22 protein-coding genes and 1 pseudogene are annotated in these 24,802 nt (G+C 41.9%); 7 read left to right on the top strand and 16 right to left on the bottom strand.

Features of this window, described 5'->3' with window-relative positions; genetic code table 11:
* Positions 1-17: 17 nt before the first annotated feature.
* Positions 18-839, bottom strand: a complete 822-nt coding sequence (gene nifH, locus RE474_RS04815; RefSeq protein WP_309311843.1) for a nitrogenase iron protein — start codon at positions 837-839, stop codon at positions 18-20.
* A 1,246-nt stretch (positions 840-2,085) separates the two neighbouring features.
* Between nifH and RE474_RS04810 the strand changes: the two are divergent.
* Positions 2,086-3,338 (top strand): annotated as a pseudogene (locus tag RE474_RS04810) (ammonium transporter).
* A gap of 70 nt (positions 3,339-3,408) precedes the next feature.
* Here RE474_RS04810 and RE474_RS04800 read toward each other — a convergent pair.
* The 5 genes from RE474_RS04800 to RE474_RS04780 form a co-directional block, all read right to left on the bottom strand.
* Positions 3,409-4,881 carry a response regulator gene (locus tag RE474_RS04800; RefSeq protein WP_309311841.1) on the bottom strand — a complete coding sequence of 491 codons (1,473 nt, stop codon included), beginning with the start codon at positions 4,879-4,881 and terminating at the stop codon, positions 3,409-3,411.
* Positions 4,882-5,128: 247 nt separating this feature from the next.
* Positions 5,129-5,467 (bottom strand): P-II family nitrogen regulator, encoded by a 339-nt coding sequence (locus tag RE474_RS04795; RefSeq protein ID WP_309311840.1) that lies wholly within the window; start codon positions 5,465-5,467, stop codon positions 5,129-5,131.
* A 6-nt stretch (positions 5,468-5,473) separates the two neighbouring features.
* A complete protein-coding gene (locus tag RE474_RS04790) occupies positions 5,474-6,886 on the bottom strand; it encodes an ammonium transporter (protein WP_309311839.1) in 1,413 nt (470 codons plus the stop codon).
* A gap of 393 nt (positions 6,887-7,279) precedes the next feature.
* Entirely contained in the window at positions 7,280-8,254 is a 975-nt protein-coding gene (locus tag RE474_RS04785) for a DUF128 domain-containing protein (RefSeq protein ID WP_309311838.1), read from the bottom strand.
* Between the two features lie 95 nt (positions 8,255-8,349).
* Positions 8,350-10,029, bottom strand: coding sequence for an ABC1 kinase family protein (locus RE474_RS04780; protein ID WP_309311837.1), 1,680 nt, complete (start codon positions 10,027-10,029; stop codon positions 8,350-8,352).
* Between the two features lie 219 nt (positions 10,030-10,248).
* On the opposite strand from RE474_RS04780, the gene RE474_RS04775 reads away from it, so the two are divergent.
* Entirely contained in the window at positions 10,249-10,518 is a 270-nt protein-coding gene (locus tag RE474_RS04775; protein WP_309311836.1) for a DUF3303 domain-containing protein, read from the top strand.
* 43 nt (positions 10,519-10,561) lie between these two features.
* Here RE474_RS04775 and RE474_RS04770 read toward each other — a convergent pair whose 3' ends face one another.
* The 5 genes from RE474_RS04770 to RE474_RS04750 all read right to left on the bottom strand — a co-directional run bounded on the left by RE474_RS04770 (position 10,562) and on the right by RE474_RS04750 (position 14,362).
* Positions 10,562-11,173, bottom strand: coding sequence for a hypothetical protein (locus RE474_RS04770; RefSeq protein ID WP_309311835.1), 612 nt, complete (start codon positions 11,171-11,173; stop codon positions 10,562-10,564).
* Positions 11,174-11,188: 15 nt separating this feature from the next.
* Positions 11,189-11,536 (bottom strand): phasin family protein, encoded by a 348-nt coding sequence (locus RE474_RS04765; protein ID WP_309311834.1) that lies wholly within the window; start codon positions 11,534-11,536, stop codon positions 11,189-11,191.
* A 111-nt stretch (positions 11,537-11,647) separates the two neighbouring features.
* On the bottom strand, positions 11,648-13,369 hold the full coding sequence (locus RE474_RS04760; protein WP_309311833.1) for an ATP-binding cassette domain-containing protein: 1,722 nt from the start codon (positions 13,367-13,369) through the stop codon (positions 11,648-11,650).
* 91 nt (positions 13,370-13,460) lie between these two features.
* Positions 13,461-14,204, bottom strand: coding sequence for a phosphoglycerol geranylgeranyltransferase (locus RE474_RS04755; RefSeq protein ID WP_309311832.1), 744 nt, complete (start codon positions 14,202-14,204; stop codon positions 13,461-13,463).
* 8 nt (positions 14,205-14,212) lie between these two features.
* Positions 14,213-14,362, bottom strand: a complete 150-nt coding sequence (locus tag RE474_RS04750; protein ID WP_023845608.1) for a 50S ribosomal protein L40e — start codon at positions 14,360-14,362, stop codon at positions 14,213-14,215.
* A 209-nt stretch (positions 14,363-14,571) separates the two neighbouring features.
* On the opposite strand from RE474_RS04750, the gene RE474_RS04745 reads away from it, so the two are divergent.
* On the top strand, positions 14,572-15,237 hold the full coding sequence (locus RE474_RS04745) for an ArsR family transcriptional regulator (RefSeq protein ID WP_309311831.1): 666 nt from the start codon (positions 14,572-14,574) through the stop codon (positions 15,235-15,237).
* Between the two features lie 119 nt (positions 15,238-15,356).
* Here RE474_RS04745 and gatB read toward each other — a convergent pair whose 3' ends face one another.
* Genes gatB through gatC form a run of 3 tightly spaced genes read right to left on the bottom strand, consistent with a single transcriptional unit; the run spans position 15,357 to position 18,496 of the window.
* Positions 15,357-16,778 carry an Asp-tRNA(Asn)/Glu-tRNA(Gln) amidotransferase subunit GatB gene (gatB, locus tag RE474_RS04740; protein WP_309311830.1) on the bottom strand — a complete coding sequence of 474 codons (1,422 nt, stop codon included), beginning with the start codon at positions 16,776-16,778 and terminating at the stop codon, positions 15,357-15,359.
* Entirely contained in the window at positions 16,778-18,205 is a 1,428-nt protein-coding gene (gatA, locus tag RE474_RS04735; protein WP_309311829.1) for an Asp-tRNA(Asn)/Glu-tRNA(Gln) amidotransferase subunit GatA, read from the bottom strand. The genes gatB and gatA overlap by 1 nt, the downstream gene beginning before the upstream one ends.
* 9 nt (positions 18,206-18,214) lie before the next feature.
* Positions 18,215-18,496: an Asp-tRNA(Asn)/Glu-tRNA(Gln) amidotransferase subunit GatC gene (gene gatC, locus RE474_RS04730; RefSeq protein WP_309311828.1), complete on the bottom strand. Its 282-nt coding sequence runs from the start codon at positions 18,494-18,496 to the stop codon at positions 18,215-18,217.
* Between the two features lie 192 nt (positions 18,497-18,688).
* Between gatC and RE474_RS04725 the strand changes: the two genes are divergently transcribed.
* Both RE474_RS04725 and RE474_RS04720 read left to right on the top strand, forming a co-directional pair.
* Positions 18,689-19,366 carry a class I SAM-dependent methyltransferase gene (locus RE474_RS04725; RefSeq protein ID WP_309311827.1) on the top strand — a complete coding sequence of 226 codons (678 nt, stop codon included), beginning with the start codon at positions 18,689-18,691 and terminating at the stop codon, positions 19,364-19,366.
* A gap of 512 nt (positions 19,367-19,878) precedes the next feature.
* Complete coding sequence (locus RE474_RS04720; protein WP_309311826.1) at positions 19,879-21,060, top strand: PEF-CTERM sorting domain-containing protein; 1,182 nt, start codon at positions 19,879-19,881, stop codon at positions 21,058-21,060.
* 493 nt (positions 21,061-21,553) lie between these two features.
* On the opposite strand, the gene RE474_RS04715 is transcribed toward RE474_RS04720, so the two are convergent.
* Positions 21,554-22,438, bottom strand: a complete 885-nt coding sequence (locus RE474_RS04715) for a transglutaminase-like domain-containing protein (RefSeq protein WP_309311825.1) — start codon at positions 22,436-22,438, stop codon at positions 21,554-21,556.
* Positions 22,439-22,806: 368 nt separating this feature from the next.
* Here RE474_RS04715 and RE474_RS04710 point away from each other — a divergent pair, with 368 nt between their 5' ends.
* Positions 22,807-23,634, top strand: coding sequence for a nitroreductase family protein (locus tag RE474_RS04710; RefSeq protein WP_309311824.1), 828 nt, complete (start codon positions 22,807-22,809; stop codon positions 23,632-23,634).
* A 117-nt stretch (positions 23,635-23,751) separates the two neighbouring features.
* Here RE474_RS04710 and fae read toward each other — a convergent pair whose 3' ends face one another.
* Positions 23,752-24,255 (bottom strand): formaldehyde-activating enzyme, encoded by a 504-nt coding sequence (fae, locus tag RE474_RS04705; protein WP_309311823.1) that lies wholly within the window; start codon positions 24,253-24,255, stop codon positions 23,752-23,754.
* A 150-nt stretch (positions 24,256-24,405) separates the two neighbouring features.
* Between fae and RE474_RS04700 the strand changes: the two genes are divergently transcribed.
* On the top strand, positions 24,406-24,783 hold the full coding sequence (locus tag RE474_RS04700) for a winged helix-turn-helix transcriptional regulator (RefSeq protein WP_309311822.1): 378 nt from the start codon (positions 24,406-24,408) through the stop codon (positions 24,781-24,783).
* The last annotated feature ends 19 nt before the right edge of the window (positions 24,784-24,802 follow it).

The raw sequence follows: 24,802 nt of genomic DNA, 5'->3' as shown, positions 1-24,802 counted from the left end.
CACCTCAGATATTATAATTAGACTTCAATTATTCCGAATTCTACCATCATTGCTTCGAGGTCTTCCATGTCGAGTGGTGTTGGAACGACGAACATCTCGTTGTTGTCAATGTTTCTTGCAAGTGTTCTGTATTCCTCTGCCTGCTGGCTCTCTGGGTCAAATTCGATGACGACCTTTCTGTTGATTTCTGCGCGCTGTACAATGTTGTCTCTTGGTACGAAGTGAATGAGCTGACTTCCAAGCCTCTGTGCAAATGCTTCGAGAAGTTCACGTTCTCCGTCTACATTCCTACTGTTACAGATAATTCCACCAAGACGTGCGCCGCCCTTTGCGTACTTCTGGATACCCTTGCAGATGTTGTTTGCTGCATAGATAGCCATAAGTTCACCACTGGCTACAATGTAGATTTCCTGTGCCTTTCCTTCTCTGATTGGCATTGCGAAACCTCCACATACTACATCACCGAGTACGTCATAGAATACGTAGTCGAGATCTTCTTCGTATGCACCAAGGTTCTCAAGGAGTCCTATTGAGGTGATAATACCTCTTCCTGCACAACCTACACCAGGTTCTGGTCCGCCTGATTCTACACACTTGATTCCGCCAAATCCTGGCTGGATAAGCTTGTCGAGTTCAATGGATTCGTCGCCTTCTGATCTAAGGGTGTCAAGTACTGTCTTCTGGTTAAGACCTCCGAGAAGCATTCTTGTAGAGTCTGCCTTTGGGTCACATCCTACTAACAGTATCTTTTTGCCCATGGTGGCGAGTGCTCCGGTCAAATTCTGAGTTGTTGTTGACTTTCCGATTCCGCCCTTTCCGTATATTGCTACTTGTCGCATGGTCTTTTCCTTCTGTACTTATTTGATGTGTTTTTTTGTTTGTTTGTTTTGTTGTACGACTGTGTTATTTTTTGGAGCTGCGTTGCTTTGTATCGTACAACGGAATCCTATGTACTATGTTACCATATATAAAGTTATTCACTGTGATCTATTGGATTTTTTCGGAATAATAGGCGTAACCAATTGCATGAGGCATTATCGTGTGAGTTCCTAAAAAAAGATGTATTGTAGATAACGTTCATCTCATTTAGTCCAAAATTGGGACTTTTTTTCCTTTTTAGGTAAACGTTTATATACTCAAACAATCTGAACTCTTATTGTTCTACTTCACTTTTTGGTTAAGGCAATACTTTCGATTTTTATACAATATTCTTAGATGAAATAGGGACCAGGTTTTGGTTAGATCTTCCTGAAATGATTCCCTTCTCTCTGATTTTTTTCACAGTTCATAGTTCTCTATCTATCAATGGGTCGATAGTCCATGTTTGTGTGCCTCTATCCTCTCTCGGGTATCGGCAGCTGTTGTACTACTTACTAGTATTTAATACTTTTGTATATTTGATCGTGGAATCTTCTCTTGTAAACAAAAACAGCAACGGTTGCAACTATCAATTAATGAATAGCCAGAGTTTCTTCATGTCTTTTCAACTCTGTCTCTCGTTGTCTTTTTTGCATTATATGTCCTTTAATTTACGATACTTTAAAATAGGTAAGCACCGGAAACACGAGCTTTATTTTGTACCGATTCATATACGTTAGTGGTGACTTCTGCCTATCACTCTTGTAGAAATATCTGTTTTATCAATACGACATGGTGTACTTTGGCAGGGTCGTTGCATTTTATATCCTGCAAAAAAAGAATTCTTCATCCAAATATGGCATACTCTTATTGTGCTTCTAATATTTTGAATGAAAACGATCCTGCACGTCAAGGCAATGTATATCTGCATTATTAAGCAGATTAGCATCATTTCTGCCATGTTTGCATGATCATGCAGTACATCTAGTTAGAAGTAGGAAGTGTCCGCACCAGGATTGGGGCTGTATTCGGGCGGACCTATCACCTAAGAGGTAGTTAGCACCGTTTCCCTGTGAACGTTTTTCTCATGGCTGGTCTTCCATGATTACAGGGTTTGATGTGTGTTTCGTTTCGTTTTTGTTTGCTTTAAAAAGCAGGTTCTATGCTTGTTAGGATGCCAACGGAATCCTATGTATTATTTCATCTTATTTATTCCTATCTATTTGCATGGGCAAGCCCTATTTAGGCAGGTATATGTTTATGTTTGATACAGGTACTACAGGATTTATGCTGGTGGCCACGAGCCTTGTTATGGTCATGACCCCTGACCTTGCCTTTTTCTATGGCGGACTGGCATGCAAACGCAATATTTTGGGGATAATGATGCAAAGTTTCGTATCCCTTGGAATCACAACAATTCTCTGGTTCATTGTGGTTTACTCTCTCTGCTTCAGCGGTGGTGCAGGTGGCATCATCGGTAACCTCGACAAGATGTTCTTAAATGGTGTAACCATAACCTCAGCATTCTCAGCTAACGATGCAATTCCTGAGATCGTCTTCATATCCTATCAGATGATGTTTGCTATCATCACTCCGGCACTTATCACAGGAGCATTTGTCAACCGTGTGACCTTCAAGGCATATCTCATATTCCTTGTTCTCTGGCAGGTACTTGTGTACTATCCATTCGTCCATATGGTATGGGGCGGTGGTCTGCTCGCAAACATCGGAGTTCTTGACTATGCAGGTGGGATTGTCGTTCACGCCACAGCAGGTTTTGCAGCACTTGAATCTGTGTTCTATGTAGGCTCAAGAAAAGACCGCGCATCCAAGCCAAACAGTCTCCCGCTGGTTACAATAGGCACAGCACTTCTCTGGTTCGGATGGTATGGCTTTAACGCAGGAAGTGAGCTTAATGTTGACACTATCACACCTCTTGCTTTCCTCAACACAGACATCTCAGCATCCTTTGCTGCCATCACATGGCTCACGATTGCATGGATTAAACAGGGAAAACCAAAGTTTGTGGAACTCCTTACAGGTTCAGTAGCAGGACTTGCAACCATCACACCGGCAGCAGGTTATGTGTCAATGCCTGTAGCAGCTCTCTTTGGGATAGCAGCAGGATTTGTATGCTACCACTGTGTTCACATCAAGAACAAGCTAGGATGGATGATGCACTGGACGTATGGGGAGTTCACGGCATGGGCGGTGTGCTTAGTACTGTGCTTCTCGGTGTATTTGCATCAACAGCTATCAATCCAAATGGTGCCGATGGTCTCCTCTATGGTGGCAGCAGCTTCTTCATGATACAGCTTATTGTAGTGGCTGCCGCGTCCCTCTATGCATTTGTATTCACCTACATAATGCTCATAGCTATCAACTATATCACGCCGGTAAAGGTGTCAGATGACGAGGAGCATCAGGGACTTGATATGTCCATTCACGGTGAGATTGCATACGACATCCACCTTATTTAGTTGTAAAATAGACAGGTGCACAACACTGTGCACCATTCCTTTTTCAAATTTTGTTAATCAGACTTTGTAATTACAACATTTTTTTCAGGGTAAACCAGAATATACTTCCATGCCCTTCCGGATTATCAACAACACCAACGCTTTCTCCGTGAAGATCCATGATCCTTTTTGCAATAGCAAGCCCTATTCCGCTACCCTTGATACTTTCCTTGTGTAAACGGTTAAAACGCGTGAATACAGCTTCTTTGTCCTTGTCAGGAACACCATCCCCCTGGTCTGCCACAGAGATCTTCCATTTGTCTGTAAAATTCTCTACTTTTACTGTGATATTGGTGTTTTGCGGGCTGTATTTGATAGCGTTTGATATGAAATTAGAAATTACTCCTTCGATCATTGGGTTGGCAAGTGCCTGATGTTGGCCGAAAGTCTCAATTTTCAGGGTCATATTCTTACTTTTCAGTTCCTGCCCAAAATTGTCCTGTACATCATTTATGATCTGAGAAATATTTGTCTTTACAAATACCATTTCATCAATGGATTCAAGCTTTGCCAGTTTTGCAGCATTCTCAATAAGCTCTATGAGCTTGATATTTGACCTTTTAATGTTCGCTATGAGATTTTCCTGTCTCTCACTGGTCGCTGTCTCTTCAAGAAGTTCTGTGAATGATTTGATAAGTCCTGCAGGGTTTAGCAGGTCATGGCGGAGGACATCGGTAAAAAGATCTTTTATATCATTGGATTTCTGAAGCTCTCTGGCATATTCCATGAGCTTTATCTCATCCTTTCTCTTCTCGGTTATGTCCTCTCCTGACATCAGGATGTTTGTGATGTTTCCTTTTGCATCTTTCAGGACTGAATAGTGCCATTTAAAAAGTCTTTCTTTGCGGGTTATTGTCATTATGGGATATTCGGAACATTCGTTTTCGTCCATGATCCCATCCAGAAGCATGTCATATTTTCTCTTAACAAAGTTTGCATAGCTCTCTGATACAATAAGATCTATCCAGTCCCGGTTTATGATATTATTCCTGTTATATCCAAGGATGTCCGCACCTTTCTGGTTAATGTGGATAAGTTTGTAGTCCCTGTCAAGAACTGCTATTAAAACACCCACATAGTCCAGGTATTCATATGCTTTATTGCGGTCACGCAGAAGTGAGTCGTGTTGTTCTTTGATACGTAAAAGTGCTGTGATCTTCTTGTCAAGCTCGAACCTGTCAGCAGGTTTCTTAAGAAAATCATCTGCACCAACTTCTATGCCTTTCTGGTGATCATCCCTCGAAGTAAGTGCTGTAAGCATTATTATAGGTATAAAATCGAGTTTATAATCATGTTTGATGATGCGGCATACATCAAACCCATCCATTCCTGGCATGACAACATCGAGTAAGATGAGATCAGGCACATCATTCTTCACTATCTTTAGTGCTTCTTCGCCACTATACGCTGTAATCACATCATAATTGTCCGTCAGGTACGATGTAAGAACAGCGATGTTGATCTTCTCATCGTCTACTATCAGTATTTTATCCTTCCCCGTCAAAGTATCACGGGCAATAGTATATAATTAAAATATATTATATTATGGATTTTATCCGGGAAAATGAATTATTAAAAAAACAGTAATTTTAGGGAAGAGCCCCGAAACTATGGAAGTGCTATATTGTGACAACTGGACTGCAGAATCCTTTTACAATAGGTATATGTTGAATTTCCGGGGCTCACAGTGATTGTTTAGGTTTTGTCGTAGAAGTGTTGTAATATCAAAAATAAAAGAGAATAGAGAGCACTTAAAGTGCGTCTCCGTCTGTTTCTCCTGTACGGATCCTGACGATCTTGCTTACAGGGTAGATAAAGATTTTTCCGTCTCCAATGGAACCGGTTGCTGCGACCTTCATGATGACATCGACAACTTTGTCAACGCTCTCATCAGCAACTACCATTTCCATCTTGATCTTTGGAAGGAGATCTACGCAGTACTTGCGTCCTCTCCATTGCTGCATTACGCCCTTCTGCTTACCACGGCCTTTTACATCGGTCACGGTTACACTCTCAAATCCTGCTTCGTCAAGAGCATCCTTGACCTCGTGGATCTTTGTTGGCCTTATGATTGCTTCTATCTTCATCATTTAACATCACTCCTTAAGGATCATGAATTCTGGGTATGCACTGATGCCGTGTTCTACAACGTCCAGTCCTGTGATCTCATGTTCTTCGGATACACGGAGTCCAACTGTTACATCGAGTATCTTGAAGATTATGAATGAGATTACGAATGCCCATACTATACTGAGTATTGCACCTACAACCTGGATCATGAACTGTGATACTCCACCGTAGATCAGTCCTGCTCCTGCTGCTGTGTATGCTGCATCTGCGAGTGGTGATCCGTCACCCTGTCCAAGTGCGAAGATACCTACTGCGAGAAGTCCCCAGGTACCGCTGTATCCGTGTACTGCAATTGCGCCTACCGGGTCATCCAGCTTGAGTGTGTTTTCATTGAACATTACACCTACGTATACTACAATTCCTGCAATGAGACCAATGACAACTGCTGCCCAGTTTGCTACTGATCCACATGGTGCTGTTATTGCTACAAGACCTGCAAGCAAACCGTTTGCTGTGAGTGATGGGTCAGGCTTTCCTGTCTTCATCCATGTGATGATCATGACCATGATTGCACCTGCACCTGCTGCAAGGAATGTGTTTACGATTACTAGGCTCATATATGGGTCGTTACCGTCAAGGGTACTACCGCCGTTGAATCCTACCCAGCCGAATGCCAGGATGAGTGTACCAAGGAATGCCAGTGGGAGGCTGTGACCTGGAATTGGTATTGCCTTGCCGTTCTTGAACTTGCCGATCCTTGGACCTACAAGCATTACACCTGCAAGAGCTGAATATCCACCAATTGAGTGTACTACACCGGATCCTGCAAAGTCATGGAATGACTGTCCGATTGCGTCTACGAGGAACCCGCCTGTGAGAATTCCTGCACCGCTCCATACCCAGTGACCGTATACAGGGTAGATGAGTGCAACCATAAATACTGTGTAAATGAGATATGCCTTGAAGTCAGTCCTCTCAGCCATTGCACCGGATACGATTGTTGCGCCGGTTGCTGCGAAGACCATCTGGAACCACCATCCATTCCATACTGCATTGTCAGCTCCCATGAGGAAGAATTGGTCAATGCCTATAAGACCTGCATAGTCAGCACCGTACATTATTCCCCAGCCTACGATCCAGTATACAATGATGCCCAGGCAAACTGTCATGAAGTTCTTCATGAGAATGTTGGCTGTGTTCTTTGTTCTTGTCAGGCCGATTTCAACAAGTGAGAAACCTGCGTGCATGAGGAACACTATACCACCACAAATAATCAGCCAGACTGCAGTAAGTGCTGTCTGAAGATTTGCTATTGATGCAGCGTTCTCTTCTATTGTTTCAGCGGATGCTGGACCTATAAATACCATAAATATGACGCTCATTAGCAGTAAAACCTGCCAGATCATCTTTGAATTGAGTTTCTGTGATATTCCATACATGAGTAACACCTTTGTTTTGTCTTCTCAGGAAGACGGATGCTATGTGTAGACTTCATACTATTTAAATAGTTCGGTTTAATCGCAAAACATTCACCATTTAAATTAATATACTTGCAATTAATATCTACAGTTAGTCGTATTTAGCAACTAAATTAAGCTAAAAATTGCAAATCCCACACATTATATATTTTTAGTACGCATTAATATAAAAAGAGTTCTGTTTTTTCGTGCAATATATCCTTATTTGCGCTTTGTATGGGGCAAGATATTAATATAACGTCATTTATAAAAAAGTTTAGACATGTCTGTTTCTCTATTACTGCATATTAATAGTAAAAAGATTCCTGCAAAGGATAAATGAGTAAAAAAAGGTTCTGTGCAAGCAGATCTTGCTCAGAGTTTTTTCATTTTGCTGTATTCCATAACTGCAGATACAGGGTGTGTATCTACTTTTATACCAGCTTCCTCAACAGCAGCAACTGAGTTAATTCCAACCATCACAGGAATACCGATCTTTCCTCTCTCAATAGGGGCATAGAGCACGTCTTCCCCAGGTTCACCTATAGTGAGGTGGCCTGTAATATCATGTTTGCTGGCAATATTGAGCAACTCTTCAGCTCTTGTGGCGGCTGATACAGGGATCTGGCGGACATTAGCAAGCATCTTCCCATTACCTGTATCAATAGCTTCAAGTATGGATGTTGCTTTTCGTCTCAGGAAAATCTTTATAGGGTCGATGGATGTTCCGCTGTATGAGATAAGGTCCAAAAAGCCTGCAGGTGAGTAATCCTCCATCTGCATAACCCCTCCAAAAACCGGGACAACCGGGATTCCATTGTTAAGGAGCAACCCGTCAAAAGTGATACTGCACACAGTTGCAATGGCCACTTTTCCATCCGGTACATAAATATCAAGGTCAGTATCTTCTTCAAGGATTCCAACTCTCGGGCTGATAGTAGCACCATGGTCCATGGCATATTTTATTATATCTGTGGCATTATCAAAGTCGTCCTTGTCGATATTGGTAATATTGACGATCACGTTTCCCTTGCCGGTTTCAAGGTCATAGTCTGCCTTATATATCAGCTCTTCAATTTTGGTGATGACAAAACCGAACCTGTCACTTATAAGTGCATCATTGAGTTCCTTCTTTCCACGTTCTGTAATGGTACGCCCGATGTATCCGTGCTTCTTGGTAAAGCCACGCTCATCCAGTATTCTCAAATGATACCTGACTGCCCTTTCTCCTATTGCATAACCACGGTTATGGAGCTCATCAGCGATAAGGCGTGCACCTAAAGGCTTGTCGCTTTCATTAATGATACGCATTATTTCAACAAGCTTTCTTTCAACGTTTGGATCTGTCATTTTTTCACCCGAAGATGTTCATCGAAGGACACTTCAACGGCGTATAGTTATATTTTTGTCTATTTAAGATGTGCGATAAATATATGTTCTTTTTCTTATATTCTTCCGGTCCTTAAGATATATATCACAAGCCACATTCCCAGGAATCCTGCCATGAGAAAACCGATCACTCCAAGCAAAGGTACTCCCCATATGTGTGGCTCCATTCCGGTTTGTATAATAAATGATGAACCGACTATTATGGCTGAAATTATAAGGCTGAACGAAAGACGGTTACTCGCAGCATCAATCTCAGACACGACCCTGTCAAATCCGTGAGGATCAAAACGCAGCTTCAGGTATCCTCTTTCCGCAACATCAAGTATGTGTCCTAGTTGTATCGGTGCTTTATGGAGAACTCTTGCCCAATTGCTTGCATCCTTAAAAGTACTTTCCGCAATATTGGTAAGCCTTAACCTGTCCTTTATTGCTTTCTTCGCAAAAGGCTCTGCTATGACTGCCAGGTTGATATCCGGGTCCATGAGGTTGCCAAAGCTTTCAGCGGTCATTGCTCCCTTTGAAAGCAGTGCAACATTTGAAGGCACTCTTACCTGGTATTTTCTCAGCAGGTTAATCATTTCCTCAAGTATCAATGCGGTGTTCAGTTGTCTCAGAGGCCTGCCATAGTACTTGTAGATCAACTGGTCAATATCTATCTTAAGTGCTGAAATGTCAGTGTTCTCATCAACAGAGCCAAGTTCCCTGAGAAGTTCAATGTAAAGGACCGTGTCTCCTCTGCTAATGGCTATCAGGTCATCGATAAGCAGGGTGCGCATGTCCTGGGAGAGATATCCTGCCATGCCAAAGTCAAGAAGTGCTATTCTTCCATCCTTCATGATGAATACATTTCCCGGATGAAGGTCAGCATGGAAAAAGCCGTCATCGTATATCTGTTTCATAAATGCTTTCAGGACATCGATGCCAATTCCCTGTCTGTCAATTTCCATACGTTCAAGTTCTTCAAAAGAACTGCTTTTTACGCCATCTATGAATTCAAGTGTGAGTACTTTTGCACTGGTGCAGTCCCAATATACTCTGGGTATGTATATACGTGGATCATCCCTGAAGTTGCGTGCAAAATGGTCGGCATTCCTGCCCTCCTGGGTATAATCCATTTCAGCTTTAATGGTACGTTCAAATTCCTCTACGATTCCGATTGGCTGATAGAGTTTAGCTTCAGGCAGGTGCTCTTCTGCAAAAGATGCGATACTGTACATGATGTCCAGGTCAGAATTTATTATCTTCTTGATGCCCGGTCTTTGTACTTTGACAACAACATCTTCGCCGCTTTTTAGTTTTGCACGATGGACCTGGCCAATGGAGGCAGCTGCAATGGGTACCGGTTCAAAACATTCAAAAATGTCTTTTATTTCAGAACCAAGTTCAGATCTGATAAGTTTTTCCACTTCATCCATTTCAAATGGCTGTACATTGTCCTGAAGTTTTGAAAATTCATTTGCGTATTCAGGAGGTATGAGGTCCTGACGCATACTGAGGATCTGTCCGAGCTTAATGTATGTAGGACCAAGTTCCTCAAGCATCATCCTGGCTTTCATTGGTCCTGTATCAGTATCTTTGAGAACTTTTTCCTGTCTTCTTATCCTTGACCTTAATGGTCTTAGATTTTGAAGTCCCATTCTGTCAACAATATAACCGAATTCATATTTTACAAGTGCATCAACGATCTTGCCATATCTTCTGATCATTGAGTATCTGTGAATCTTTCTCGGTTTCATGATGCCCTGGACTTTGATTTTTTTATTTAGATGTACTATTTAATTGTACTGGCTTTATTATTAAATTATCGCACAAAATAATATCTTGCAAGTTTTTTTAGTTTTATTCCAGCCTGTCCTTTTCTCAAATTAAAGGGACAGTTATATAATTGCTGAAATCCGAATATAAATGCCAGAATAAAATGGCTTCGTTCAATAATACAAAAGGAGTGTGAGTAGATGTTATTTTTCGATATAAGCACATGGGATCCGCAGGATAATGATAAGGTTGTTGAACATTTCAAGAATCTCAGGCCACCTGCAGGAATAACTGTCATCAACCAGTGGGTAGACCTCAATGGAGGGCGCTATTTCATACTTTACGAGGCTGAAAGCAACGAAGCATATGCAGAATTCAATATTCCATGGTCAGACGTCTGTCTTATTGACAGTGTTCCGGTAATGGAATCTACCGATTTTATCAAATTGATGATCTCAAAGGGGTTGTAATCCCTTTTTATTTTGTCAGCGGTACTTTTCGTGGTAGTTTTCTCTATTCTTTAGTTCCGTCTGTCAGACTTATTACTTTTTCGTGATTGCCTATCTTTACTGAGAAATCGCCTTCCGGTAATGTGCAGGTATCATATTTCTGATGAAATCTGCCTTCATTGTCAGCCTTTATTGTCTGGGTTGCCAGAAAATCAAGTATGACTTCGTTTTCTCCTTCAATCGCATTTCCATTAATGGCAATTTCATAATTGCCGGGAGGAACGTTTTTCTCATGGAAATGCGCAATACCATTTTCAGCATCAAAGCTGCGTTTAAAGTCAACGAACATCCTCACAATGAAATTAAGATCATGGACTTTCTGTGCCATAACCTGAAAACTGTTGCTTCCTCCCGGAATTCCTACTTTCTTAAACAGGTGTTCATATCTGTTATCGATGACCGGGGATATTATTGAAAATGAAACTGCCATTGTTATTGTTTCACCAGGTTCTGTTCTGCCGGTAATGTCCAGAACGTCACCTGTACAGGGACTAAGTGGAAAAAAGCTCCACTCATCCACAATTGCTTTTGGATTTCCTTCCCTGTGTTCACTGGTTAAAGAATAAAGTGCCTTTGAAACATTTAAGAAGAGGTTGTTATCTTTACTGAAGAACACTCCTCCTTTTCGGGTTTAAAGGTCTTCCTTGTTGTCAGAGTCTATTAGTTTGTCTATTTTTGCTTCAAGACTTGAAATTATATCTTTAAGCTCTTTGACCTCATCCTTTGTTGCAATATCTGCCTTGTTAATGGTATCCTGGACTTTTGATGAGATCTTCTTCTCAAGTTCTTCCTTCTGCTTCTTCTGCTCATCCATTACTTCGCGGACAAACTTCTTGCCTTCTTCCTTTTTGATCTCCCCGTTCTCGATAAGGTCATCAGTGATGTCCTGTATCTTTTCTTCTGTCAGCGCCCATAAGCCTATTCCAAAAAGACCGACCTTTTTCGCGATTTCGGTATAGTCTGTAATAATATCTTTCATATTAAACCTCCAATGATTAATTAGCAGGTGTTAGAATAAAAATCTTGTTCTGAAAATAAGACTGCGTCTGGAACAATAAGAAAAAAGACTAACAGGCCGAAGCCATTGTGATTAATTATCTACAAGTTCTTGCAGGTCATGTTCGAGATACTTTGCATGGCTCATCTCTATGAGCTTCTGGCAAACATCTTCCGGATTTCCATCCATTGTGATCTCTGCATCGTCTATAAGAATTGCCCTGTGTGCAGCTTCCCTTACAAAATCAGTATGGTGGCTTACAAACACAATTGTAGTGCCGAATTTCCTGTTAATGTTCTTCAGGGAATTGGTCACGTCCCTGAGTGTTACAGGGTCAAGGTCACCGAATGGTTCATCAAGCATCAGTATTTCAGGACTTGTGACAAGTGCCAGTGCTATATATGCCCGGACGTGCTCTCCGCCGCTGATCTGGTATGGTGTTTTGTCCAGAATCGACATTGGGAGGTCAAGGGTTTCAAAGATCTCGGCTGCCTGTGTGTCAACTGTACCTTTGGTGATTGCAGGGAAAAGTTTTGCATAAATATCTATGGACAAACCGATTTCGCGTAGTGTCTTGTCCTTTTCTTCCTCTGTAACTTCGGTCAGCCTGTAAAGTGTATCGAGCTTTTCATCAGAGATTCCAATTTCAGCAGCTTTCTGTCTTGCATAATCCAGGGAACCTTCTCCCTTCAGGCGAAGTTTGAAAGCAAGCTGGTCTCTGATGGTGGAATGAGGTGATAGCGTGAATTCCTGGTGCATGATGCTCATCTTCCTGCGAAGATCCAGGCGCTGGATAGTAAAATCGATGATGTTGAGCCAGTTTCCTTCATGCAGGTAAGTGATCTCTCCTTCTTTAGGGACTCTGAGACCTTCTATCATTTTAAGCAGTGTTGTCTTTCCTGAACCCGATGGTCCGATAAGCGCAGTTATCTCTCCTTTGTTTATGTCAAGGGAAAGGTCTTCGAATTTCAGGACTTCTCCTACACGCAGGAGTGCAAAGCGGTTTGAAAGTCCTCTTACTTTAATGATAGGCTCCTTGCTGGTAATTTCTGCCAGAGGTGTCTGTTCTTTGATGTCCTTGAGGAAATGTTTCAGCACATTTTTAGCTTCTCCGGTTTCAACCACCTTTCCATCTTCAAGGTAAACAACCTTGTCTGCAAGGTAAAGGTGAATCTCCGGGAGGTGTGAAACAACTATAATAGGAATGTTAAGTTCTTTTTTGATGTCTTTTATTACATCAAGCATCTCCTGCTTTGTACCGGGGTCGGTCATTGTTACCGGTTCGTCAAGGAGTAGAAGTTTAGGTTTTGCTGCAAGCTGGCGGGCAAGTATAAGTCTCTGTTTCTCGCCACCACTTAACAGGTTTGAAGAGTGCTGTGCTTTATGTTCAAGCCTGACAAGGCGCATGTAGTACATTGCCTCTTCATAAATACCATCATAATGAAGTGCCTCCGGGTCTGGTACTCCTTCGTGACCTACTGCCAGGAAGTTCAGCCTGCGTACTATGTTTTCAATAGCAGGTCCATTCCATAGTCCGAAATTACGCTGAAGGTGTATAGCACTGTTATGGGTCAGGAATTTGAGTTTTTCTCTTTCTGCATTTGGCTCTATCCTTTCCTCATTAAGCTCGAAGTAACCTGAATCAAAGTCCTCAATACCACGAAGTATCTTCAAAATAGTAGTCTTTCCACTGCCGCTCTTTCCGGTAATTCCAAGTATCTCTCCGTCTGCAACATTAAAACTTACATTGTCAAGAACTCTTTTTTTAACACCATTGAATTCGTATTCTTTAACGATATTCTGTACTTCAAGCATTGTCAAACCTCCATGGGTTATTTCGGTCTGAAGGTAAATAACAGATTATTAATAGCTAATTAATAACCTATAGAAAAGGAAAATCCTTCAATTACTTCTTTATTGCTGAAACCAGCTCTTCTATCTTCGCAGTAACGTTGGAACTCTCTTCCAGAATAGTTCCTGTAACAATCATGTCCGCTCCTGCGAGGGCGCACATCTTTGCAGTCTCTCCGTCACGTATTCCTCCGCCAACGATTAGCTTGTTGTCTCCAAGGACGTGTTTGACCGCACCTATCATTTCCGGGGTGACTGGTGAATCTGCACCTGACCCTGCTTCAAGATAGGTATAATGCATGCCAAGATATTTTCCTGCCAGTGCGTATGCTACTGCAAGCTCTGGTTTGTGTTTTGGTATGAGCTTTGCATCACCTACCCATCCAACGGTTCCTCCTGGCTCTATTATTATGTATGCCATGGAGATGGGTTCAATTCCGCTCTTGTAAACGACCGGAGCACCCATTGCCTGATTGGTGGTAATATAATTTATATCTCGGGAATTGAGTAAGCTCATGAAAAATATAGCGTCAGCATGCTTGCTGACACCAGATGCATTTCCCGGGAATAATATTGTAGGCTTATCTGTTCTCTCTTTAATTTTAAGGAGCGTCTGGTCAAGGAGCACTCCTCCGGCTCCAGTGGAACCACCGACCATGATAGCATCTGTTCCTCCGAGTGCAGCTGCATGAGCTATCTCTGCAGCCTGATCCGGGGTCTGTGATGCCGGGTCGATAAGTGTCAAGTGAACTGTACCTTCGCTTTCAGCGATCTTATTAAGGTACTCTTCCACTTGCATGAGAACGATCAGCCACCCTTTGATTCCTTGGATTTCATGCGCAGGCTTTTGCCGCCGCATTTTCTGCATCTTGTTGCACGTACTGCATTGCGGGCATTGCAGTCCATACAAATCTTCTTAATCAGTATTCTGTTTTCAGCTTCTGGAAATCTTGCCATTATTTTTCACCTGAATGATTATAATATGTAATTAGGATAATAGGCTGCTTACATGATGCTCAAAACATATAATTGTTTTGGCAAATTTCAACCTCATTTCATGTCCTATTGAATAGTCCTGTGACTACTTTCTATGGTATAAATATTGCTGCTAAATTTTCTCATTTTTAGGACAAACTATTTATTAATATCATTATTAATAATGACTGATGGCTATGTCATATGAGGATAAGGAACAAAGAAGACAGGAATGGTATGAAAGAGTTAAAAAAGAGGGTAAGCTCAAAAGGGATCCCAAAGAGGAGCATGATGCAAAACTGAAGACCCTGCAAAATCCTGTCAGAAGAAACATCATCAAAAGCCTTTATCAAAAGAAGATGACATTTGACGAACTAACGGCTGAGCTCAATCTTGAAAGCATGCCGCTGAAACTTCACCTTGGAATGCTCGAAGACATTCTGTTCATTGAGAAAGATGGTGAGAGCAGCTATGTCATCACACCACGCGGTGAGGACTACCTTGATGCTGCTGACACCAATACCGAACCTAAAGATGACCTGAAGAAAAGATGGCAGGAATGGCATGACAAAGCACAGAGTGAAGGCAAACTTAAGGAGAATCCGACAGAGGATCACAAAGCTGGTTTGAAAGCTATGCAGAATCCTACTCGCAGGCACATTGTTGAAAGCTTGGGCGAAGGAAAAATGACCTTTGATGATGTCAAGGAAAAGTTTGACCTTAATGATATGCAGGCTAGGCTGAACCTCGATATGCTCGTGGATACTCTATACATTGAAAAAGAGGATGATTCAACTTACGTTCTCACACCACGCGGTGAGGCATTCCTTGAGAATGTTGATCCAAAGCACCTTTAACTCTAATAATAGGTGTAGCGAGTCTAAAAGTCAATAATGAACCATTAATAAGTGGATTTTAGTCAAAGATCTATAAAAAAGATTTCAAATGGGGTTTTTACCCCATTTTTAGTTTTAAATTAATCGTTCAATTTTGCAAGCACTTTCTCTCTTGCTTCACGGGCATCAGCACGTCCCTTTGTCTTCTGCATGACCTTACCAACGATGAAGTTAAGGGATTTTTCCTTTCCTCCAAGGTAGTCTGCCACTGCTTCAGGGTTCTCAGCAATTGCTTCTTCAACAGCCGTTGAAACGATGTCGTCTTCCACCTTGAGAAGTCCTTTCTTCTCGACGATTTCCTGTGGCTTGCCACCGTCATCAAGGACTGTGCGTATGATTTCAACACCACTCTGTTCAGTGATCTTGTTACCTGTTACAAGCTCGACAACAGCAACAATATCCTCAACTGTGAAAGCATCAATGCTAAGTTCACGGTAGTTCAGCTCGCCCTTCAGGATGTCAGAAACCCAGACGGCTGCGTCCTTCGGGTCAACCTTTGATGCTACTTCCTCGAAGAAGTTGGCCACCTTTATCTCGGTGGTAAGTGCTCTTGCATGAGTTTCACCAAGGCCGTACTGCTCCATGAAGCGTTCTCTCTTTGCGTCAGGAAGTTCCGGCAGTGTCTCGCGTATCCCTGGCACCCAGTCAGCAACTCTGAGAGGTACGAGGTCAGGCTCGGGGAAGTAACGGTAATCGTGTTCCTCTTCCTTGGTACGCATGGAAATTGTCACACCTCTTGCTTCGTCGAAGTGTCTTGTCTCCATGACGATCTCTCCACCACGTCTGACGTGGTTCTTCTGCCTCATAATCTCGTAGAGTAGAGCTCTCTCAAGACCCTTGAATGAGGAGATGTTCTTAACTTCAACACGGTCTCCCCAGAATACGGAAACGTTTGCGTCTGCTTTCATTGCACCTTCGAGATCACCATCGAACACGCCAAGATAGTCAAGAATGCTCTTGAGTTTTTCAAGATAGCGTCTTGCTTCCTTGGGGCTTCTCATATCAGGCTCACTGACAATCTCAATAAGTGTCATGCCCGAACGGTTGTAGTTGATGAGTGTACCCTTGGACCTGTCAATTGTACCCATGTGCTGCAACCTTGCGGGGTCTTCTTCAATATGGGCACGGGTAATACCAACTACATGTTCCCCGTCCTCGCCTTCAATGATAATCTTTCCATTGGCTGCGATCGGGAAATCGTACTGTGTTGTCTGGAAGTTCTTTGGAAGGTCCGGATAGTAGTAATTCTTCCTGTGGAACTGGGTCTGCTCCACGATATTACAGTTAAGAGCAAGACCAACCTTTATGGCAAACTCCACTGCCTTCTCGTTGAGTACTGGCAATGAACCTGGAAGTCCGAGACAGACCGGACATACGTGTGTATTTGGTTCTGAGTCGTGGTAATCTGTGGAACATCCACAGAAGAGCTTTGTCTTGAGCTTGTTCAGCTGGACGTGGACCTCAAGTCCTATTCTTACTCCGTCAGGGTTCTCGTACACCATTATGCCACCTCCGGAGGTCTTCTGGTGTGATGATCGGTATTCTGTTCAAAACTGTATGCAGCCCTGATGATGGTGTTCTCATCGAAGTGCTTACCAATTATCTGAAGTCCTACTGGCATTCCATCTGATAATCCACATGGGACTGAGATGGATGGCACACCTGCAAGGTTGATTGGTACTGTGTTGACATCAGCAAGGTAAAGTGAAAGTGGATCATCAATCTTCTCTCCGATCTTGAATGCTGGTGCAGGCATGGTTGGTGCCATGAGCACATCAACATTTGCAAGAGCCTTGTCAAAGTCCTGCTTTACAAGGGTTCTTACCTGTAGTGCCTTAAGGTAATACTTGTCATGGTAACCTGCTGAAAGTGCGTAGGTTCCGAGAAGTATCCTGCGTTTTACTTCCGGACCAAAGCCTTCTGCACGGGTCTTTGATGCCATGACGTGCCAGTTATCCCCATCTACACGTAATCCGTATCTTGTTCCGTCAAAACGTGCAAGGTTCGATGAAGCCTCGCTCATGGCTATAACATAATATGATGCAAGGGCGTATTTTGTGTGTGGCATGGATACCTTCTCGTAGGTGGCTCCCATGTCCTCGAACTTTGTAATTGAGTCCCACACTGCCTTTTCGACATTCTCATCGATACCCTCTCCGAAGTACTCGTCAGGAACACCGATCTTCATGCCTTTGACATCGTCCTTCAGGGCATCGCTGTAAGTGTTTTCCCTGTTAATGGATGTGCTGTCCCTGTTGTCATATCCTGCTACTACATCCATAATGGTTGCAATGTCTGCAACGTTTGTTGCAAGTGGACCGATCTGTTCCAGTGAGTTCGCGTAGGAGATAAGTCCGTATCTTGAGATGCATCCATAGGTTGGTTTTATTCCAACCACACCACAGTATGCTGCCGGACACCTGACTGAACCTCCGGTGTCAGAACCAAGTGATACAGGTGCTTCACCTGCTGCAACGACTGCTGCACTGCCACCGGAAGAACCTCCTGGGACCCTGTTCATATCCCATGGGTTAAATGTTGGTCCATAGTAGCTTGATTCGGTGGAAGTTCCCATGGCAAATTCGTCCATGTTGGTCTTTCCAAGAATTACTGCTCCTGCTTCCTTCAGCTTCTCAATGACATGTGCATCGTATGGTGGCACATATCCCTGAAGTATCTTTGATGAGCAGGTTGTGGAGAGTCCCTTTGTGGAAATGTTCTCCTTGATCGCGATCGGTACACCTGCAAGAGGTCCTTCGTGACCGTTTGCGTCTATCTCACGGGCTGTGTTGATCGCCTCGTCTGAGAGAGTGGTGAATCCGTTGATCTTGCTCTTGCCAATAGTCTCTATGTAAGAGGCAGTGACCTCTTCAGCTGAAGAGTCTGCAATCTTCTGTCTGATGCCTGAAATGTTTGTCCATGCTGCCATTTGTCCACCTCACATGATCTTAGGAGCTTTGAAGTTTCCTTCCTGCTTGTGTTCGGTGTTTGCAAGCACTTCTTCCTGTGACATCGATTCTGTGACTTCGTCTTTCCTGAACACGTTTACAATGTCCGCTACGTGGTATGTTGGCTTTACGCCTTCGGTGTCAACCTCATCGAGCTGCCCGAAATAGTCCAGTACGGAGTTGAGCTTCTCTGCATACGCATCAGATTCTTTTGCATCGATCTCGATACGTGCGAGCCAGCCTACGTGTTCTACCTCTTCTTTAGTGATCATCGTAAGTTCCTCTAATTGAAATAGGGTAATATGTAGTATATTTAAGTCTTAGAAAAGCAGGCGATTATATTAAAAATGTTGGTTAAGCAGTTTGCTTATGTCTGGCAGATAATTAACTGTTTTTTGTGAGAATCTATTTCTTCTACTGAATTATATTCTTCTTCAGAAATTTCAATGAGGGATTTTTAAATCATGAGTAAACATGAAAACCCGTGGATTGATGTTGAGGGAAAAGGACTCCCTGCAACAATAAAACTTGATCCTGTCATCTTCAAGTATATATCTGCTAATGCCCATATTCTTGATGTTGCATGTGCCACTGGAAAAGTGAGCATAGAACTAGCTTCACATGGATTTCCAGTAACAAGCATCGACATCAACCACGATGCTCTGGAGATGACCGCAAAAGCAGCCATAGAATATGAAATCCAGATGGTTCCTGCATTTGCAAGAGCCACAGCCATTGCTCTTCCGTTTGCAGATGAGAGTTTTGATGTTGTTATTATGCAGGCTTTCCTCACGGTTGTTGTCTCAAAGGAAGACCGCTCCAGAATTGTACGTGAAGCCTGCCGTGTTCTTAAGCCAGGTACCTACCTCTATATTGCAGATTTTGGACAGACCTGGCATTCTGATATCTATCGTGAACGTTACCTAAGGGATTTGCCTGTGACAAAGGAAGAGGGTTCATTCTTAGCCTATGATGAACAGACTGGTGAGATTGCTTATACTGCTCATCACTTTACTGAAAAGGAATTGGTGTTTTTGTTAGTTGAGAATGGGTTTGAGGTGGAGTTTTTCAAGAGGGATACTTTTGTGACAAGGACAGGGAATCAGGTTAATGGATTTGTGATTGTGGGGAAGAAAGTCTGAATTGGAAAGGTTGATGCTATAATATCAAATCTGCTGAATCTGAGATGCGGCAATCTTCAAGATTTTGTGATTTTGTTGAGTATAAGGTGGTGTATATCAAATTAAAATAATGGAAAAAGCCCTGGCATCTTCTCTATATTTTAGGTTTTACGTACTTTAGATCAGCAACTGTTATATTTATTTTTATGTAAATTTTTAAAAAACTATTTTTAATTTAATTTTTCTTCTGTTTATTCATAATTATTTGTTACTATTAATTAAATTATTAATTAAAAATCTATTTTATTTAGATATATATTTATTTTTAGAGATATAATTTTGTATGCAATCGGTGCAATTATATATGATGTTCATCACTTTTTTATTAGGGATAGTTGGAAATTCCTATCTTTAATTTTTGCATAAGTGGGGTGCGGAAATAGAACGAATTACTGTGCATATATAGCTAGGGCTGTATATGTGCTAACTTCTGAACACCACCTATTGCAAAATCAAGAAAGAGGTGGTATGATATGAAAATCAAGAAATTAACAGTAAAATCAGCTGTTACTACCATTCTAGTAATAGCTGTGTGTATAGGTCTGCTAAGTCAATCAGCATCGGCTCTGACCAGCAGTCAGAATGTAGTTGCAATAGGTGGATATAGCACACCTAATGGTGGTACTCTTCCTACAGTAGTCGCTGGTATGACCTTTGATACAATGCTCCCGGCAGATGTTAATGATGCAAACCTTGCTCCCTATGACACTGTAGTGATGCTGGTTGGAAATAACGCTTTGCCCAGTACAGGTACACTCACTGCTGCGCAGAAGACAGCCATTATAAACTTTGTAGCAAACGGTAACAAACTTATTATCTATGACAGTGAAGAAACAACGCAGGACTACAGCTGGCTGCCATATCCATTCACTACCAATAATCCTGGCGCAACAGGTAGGGTTGGTGTAGCCCTCACCATAGTAGAAGAGAACTCGCTGTCTTCAACAGATACAAGCAGTCCTTATTACATTGACACTGCAGCTATGTTGACGTATCCTGTTGATGCAGTAGGTGATATGAATGTCATGACAACCCATGATTCTCACTGGTGTCTGGATATGACTGGTACAAACACTAATAATGTATTCGGTCCCGTGCACACATATGCAAAATATCCTACTGGCACAGATACAGGCCTGTTCATCTATAATGGATTTGATATCGATTACATAGGCCTTTCTTATCCTGGTAGCGCTGCTCTGAGGGAGATATGGTATCAGGAGCTCCAGCAGTCTTTCAATCCTTCCAACCTGCCATGTGGATACGTTGTTACAGGCATCGGCCTGACACCATGCTGTGCCCAGAATGTAGTCAATACTGATCACACCGTTACTGCAACGGTCACTAGTCAGGCTGTGCCAGTTGAAAATGTCACGGTCTACTTTGAGGTAATAAGCGGACCAAATGCTGGAGACACTGGTACGGATGTAACAGATTCAAACGGAGAAGCAACTTTCACATACACAGGTGATGGTGGAATTGGAATGGATGAGATAACAGCTTACTTCTATGATGACCAGGGAGTTAAGGTAGAAATAGAAGATCCTGTTAATAAGACGTGGGTGCTAGATGGTGATATTCCAGAATTCCCAACAATTGCTGTTCCTGTACTTGCAATAGTTGGTCTGGCACTGTTCTTCAACAGACGTAAGTAAAAGTAAGGGTCCCTTCCCTTTCTTTTTTACAATATATTTTTTTAGGATTGTAAATCAAGATGGTTCTGGATATCTCTCCCTACATCATCCCCACCACAAGTTAGTTACTTATAAAGGAAAATGTAGTCATCTATGTCAGGATCATCTTGTTCTTTTCTATTCTATTTTTAATTATGAACGTGCACGTAATCTCAGGAACTTGTTAGTGACAAAAGAAGAAGGCTTATTTTCCGCTTATATTCCGAAAAGACTGGAGAGGTTGCTTATACTGCTCATCACTTTACTGAGAAGTAACTGGTGTTTTTGTTAATTGAGAATGGGTTTGTGGTTGTGGGAAAAAGAGTTGATTTTTTCTTCATATGTTTTGGTATGAATTTGAATCTGCAGTTCTCCCACAATATTGATAGTCTGCAATCATGGCAGCATGCGTAATCGCATAACCATTAAAATGAGGATTTCTACTGAACTGAAAAAAGATTAAGCAGATAAAAAATCAATAATAACTGGAAGGAATAGAATACCAATAATCAGGTGCATCTCCTGTACCTGAACTGACATCAATGATGTATTCATTGTTATAATAATACCAGAGCTCTACCACAGAGTATTTTTCATCCCGGAAGTAATCGAAATCAATATCTTTGTAATTGTCGGGATAGACCACTTCCTCAAGGTCCTCGTCATAATACGGACCTACTGTGGCATCCACAGGGAACCATTCCCCATCTTCGTAGACCTCGACCCATGCATGTCCACCATTAATGTTACTGCTGGTTACCTGACCCATAACAACCCTTAAGGTCTCTTCATCATATTCACCGGAGCCTATCAGTAACGATGCAAGAGTATTAGCCTGTTCGGTACAATCACTTACGATCTCACCTGGCACAGGGTTTGAATCGAAGTCCGGAGTATCTTGCAGAAACTCTGTAGGAGTGAGCCATCCATCCGGCTGGTAGTTCAGGGTAGTATCAGACACCCATATCCATGAAACTGCAGTCTCATATATCTCATCTGCATCATCAAGATCTTCATCCTTAAGATAGTCCTGCACAGCATCAGCGTATGGTGTTACATATTCCTGAATCCGTAAAACACCTGTCGTTTCAGGAGGGTTAGCCGGAAGAAAATCTTTGAGTTCTTTTTTGTCAGCCATTTCCTGCTGTATGCATGGAGCCGGATCCATAAGACTATTTTCAGAAAGAGCGTTTGAAGGAACAGCATTTATTGTATCTTCTGCCCTCATATTGTCTGAAACATTTTCTTCAGGAGTAACAGAAGAAAAAGATGTAACTGTACCATCATCCCCATCAGATACAGCATAAACCGAGAACATCAGTATTGCTATCAGGAAAATAAAAAGTATCGATCTTTTCATAGTATTTAGCCCTGTTTGACCACATGAATTCTGTTTGATATATTACCTATAGTTTTCTTCATTTTGTATGATTTTAGTTATAACATCAATAAATTAATAGATTATGGCTAAAATTAGCCATGAGGATAGAATCCAGTAGTGAGGACGAAACGATTGAACGTATGAGTTCAGGAGAATAGTCCTGTAATCATCCCTTTTTTAGTCATTTTCAATATAATTCATTACAATCAGAACCGTAAGCATTCTACTGATATGACACATTTAGAGGCTGGAAATATCTGTAGAGAAAAGCAAATGAATAATGCCGTTAGTATATCTATCACAAAAAGAGCCGGGTGTGTGTCTGTATATCCGCTCATTATCAGGAGTTGATACTCATTACTCTCATTATCGTTGATCAGGATCTATGCACAGGTTGCGGTATTTGCACAAAAGTATGTACTACGCGTATTATCGAATTAGCTGAAAAGTCAAATCTTCCACAGGTGAAGGAAGCAAACATTCTGCGCTGCATCAAATGCGGACACTGTGAGGTTTTCTGTCCGTCTGAGGCGTTGATTCTGAATCTTCGTCCTGATGAGAAAGTAACTCTGCCCGCCGGTGTTGGTGATATCTCTACTGAAGATATAGGTTTTTATCTTAAGAAACGCAGGTCAATAAGGCATTTTACAAAAGAGCCTGTTCCACGGGAGAAAATACTTGAAATCCTTGATATTGCCCGCTACGCTGCATCAGGAACAAATGGTCAACCTGTTCAGTGGCTGGTTGTTCATGATCCTGAAAGAGTCAGGAAGATTGCCGGACTCACAATCGAATGGATGAAGAGCCTTGTGAACACCTCACATCCAATGAGTGGCTACGTACCTGCATTCATTTCAGCATGGGAACATGGGCATGATGTCATCTGCCGGGATGCTCCGCATCTGCTTTTTGCACATATTCCCGAAGAAAATCCAATTGCAGCTACCGATGCTATAATTGCTCTCACCCATTTCGATATCGCAGCACCTGCATTTGGAGTAGGTACCTGCTGGGCCGGTTTTGTTGCTGCCGCTGCAACCTATTATGAACCTCTCCAGAAAGAACTTGGCCTGCCGTCAGGAAGGAAAAGTGCTTATGCAATCTTATTCGGGCATCCTATGTATAAGGTACATGGCATTCCCCGCAGGAAGCCACTTGAGGTCATGTGGCAGTAATATTATTTCGAAATCTATCTGGATGCTCTTCAATAATGAATTAAATATTGAACAATTTAAATGACATTCATCAAAAAAGGAAGTTGATCCTGCAATGATCTTGCAGGAATATTTCATTTATGCAAATGGGTGTGCTGCAATATCCTTTTTAGCAAGTGCTTCGTCGACTGTAGGAGTTCCGTCAACCGCACGCTTGATTGCAAGTTTTGTTGCTTCGTAGTTGAACTCATAGATCTTATCCTTGTCTTTTGCATCCCACTCTATGAACACAGAGACAATGAGAAGTAGGTCTTCAGCTTCTTCTTTTGGAATTACGCCTTCTTCAACACTGTCCATAACAGCTTTTGCAATGGATGCCTGTGCAGGTCCGAACATCAGGGCTGCCTGTGCCACATTCTTGATAGTTACTTTGTTCACAAGAAGTGTTGCGGGTTTTGGTGTGACATTTGGTTCAAGTACGGCAAGTAAAGGAGAGTGTCCCTGTCTTGGCATTGCAAGGGAATTCATAAACGCAGTTTCAACAGCACTTCCTTTTCTTCCTATCACAAGGTCTATATGAGCAACTTCCGGTCCTTCACCAACTAAGGCTTCGCCTACCAGGCTATTTAGTATTTTTGTCATCTTATTTCCTCAATCAGAACTTTGGAGAAACGCATTGTATAATTTTATTTATACATAAGACATTTCTACCGTTCCTTATTTTCACATCATCACATAACAGGAGAACATGTAAATAGTTATTCTAACCATTTGGTAACCTGGTGAGAAATCATGGGAGACCTGGAACGCAGTCCTATAGACCTGGCAATAAAACTAATAAGTAAGAAATGGACGCTCAACATAATCAGGGATATGTTCTGTGGAAAAAAGCAATTTAATGAATTCCTAAAAAACAATCCTAAACTTAGTAGCAAGGTTCTGTCCGGTAAATTGCGTCAATTGGAACAGGACGGGTTAATAGAAAAGGTAATTGTATCCAAGACACCGGTAACAATAGAATATCACCTGACCAGTAAAGGCAGGAACCTTAACAAAGTGCTTTATGAGCTTTCTGGATTTGCATATAAAGAATGTGCTGATGAGTCTACTCCCAAATGTACAGAACATAGCTATGAGTTGACTAAAGAACTGTTGAATATAGAGGATTAAAATAATTTTGTGAAATATC

The sequence above is a fragment of the Methanolobus sediminis genome, from assembly GCF_031312595.1.
GTDB lineage: Archaea > Halobacteriota > Methanosarcinia > Methanosarcinales > Methanosarcinaceae > Methanolobus > Methanolobus sediminis.
Note: the sequence above shows the minus strand (reverse complement) of the source record. Positions and strands in the feature narration are given on the sequence as shown.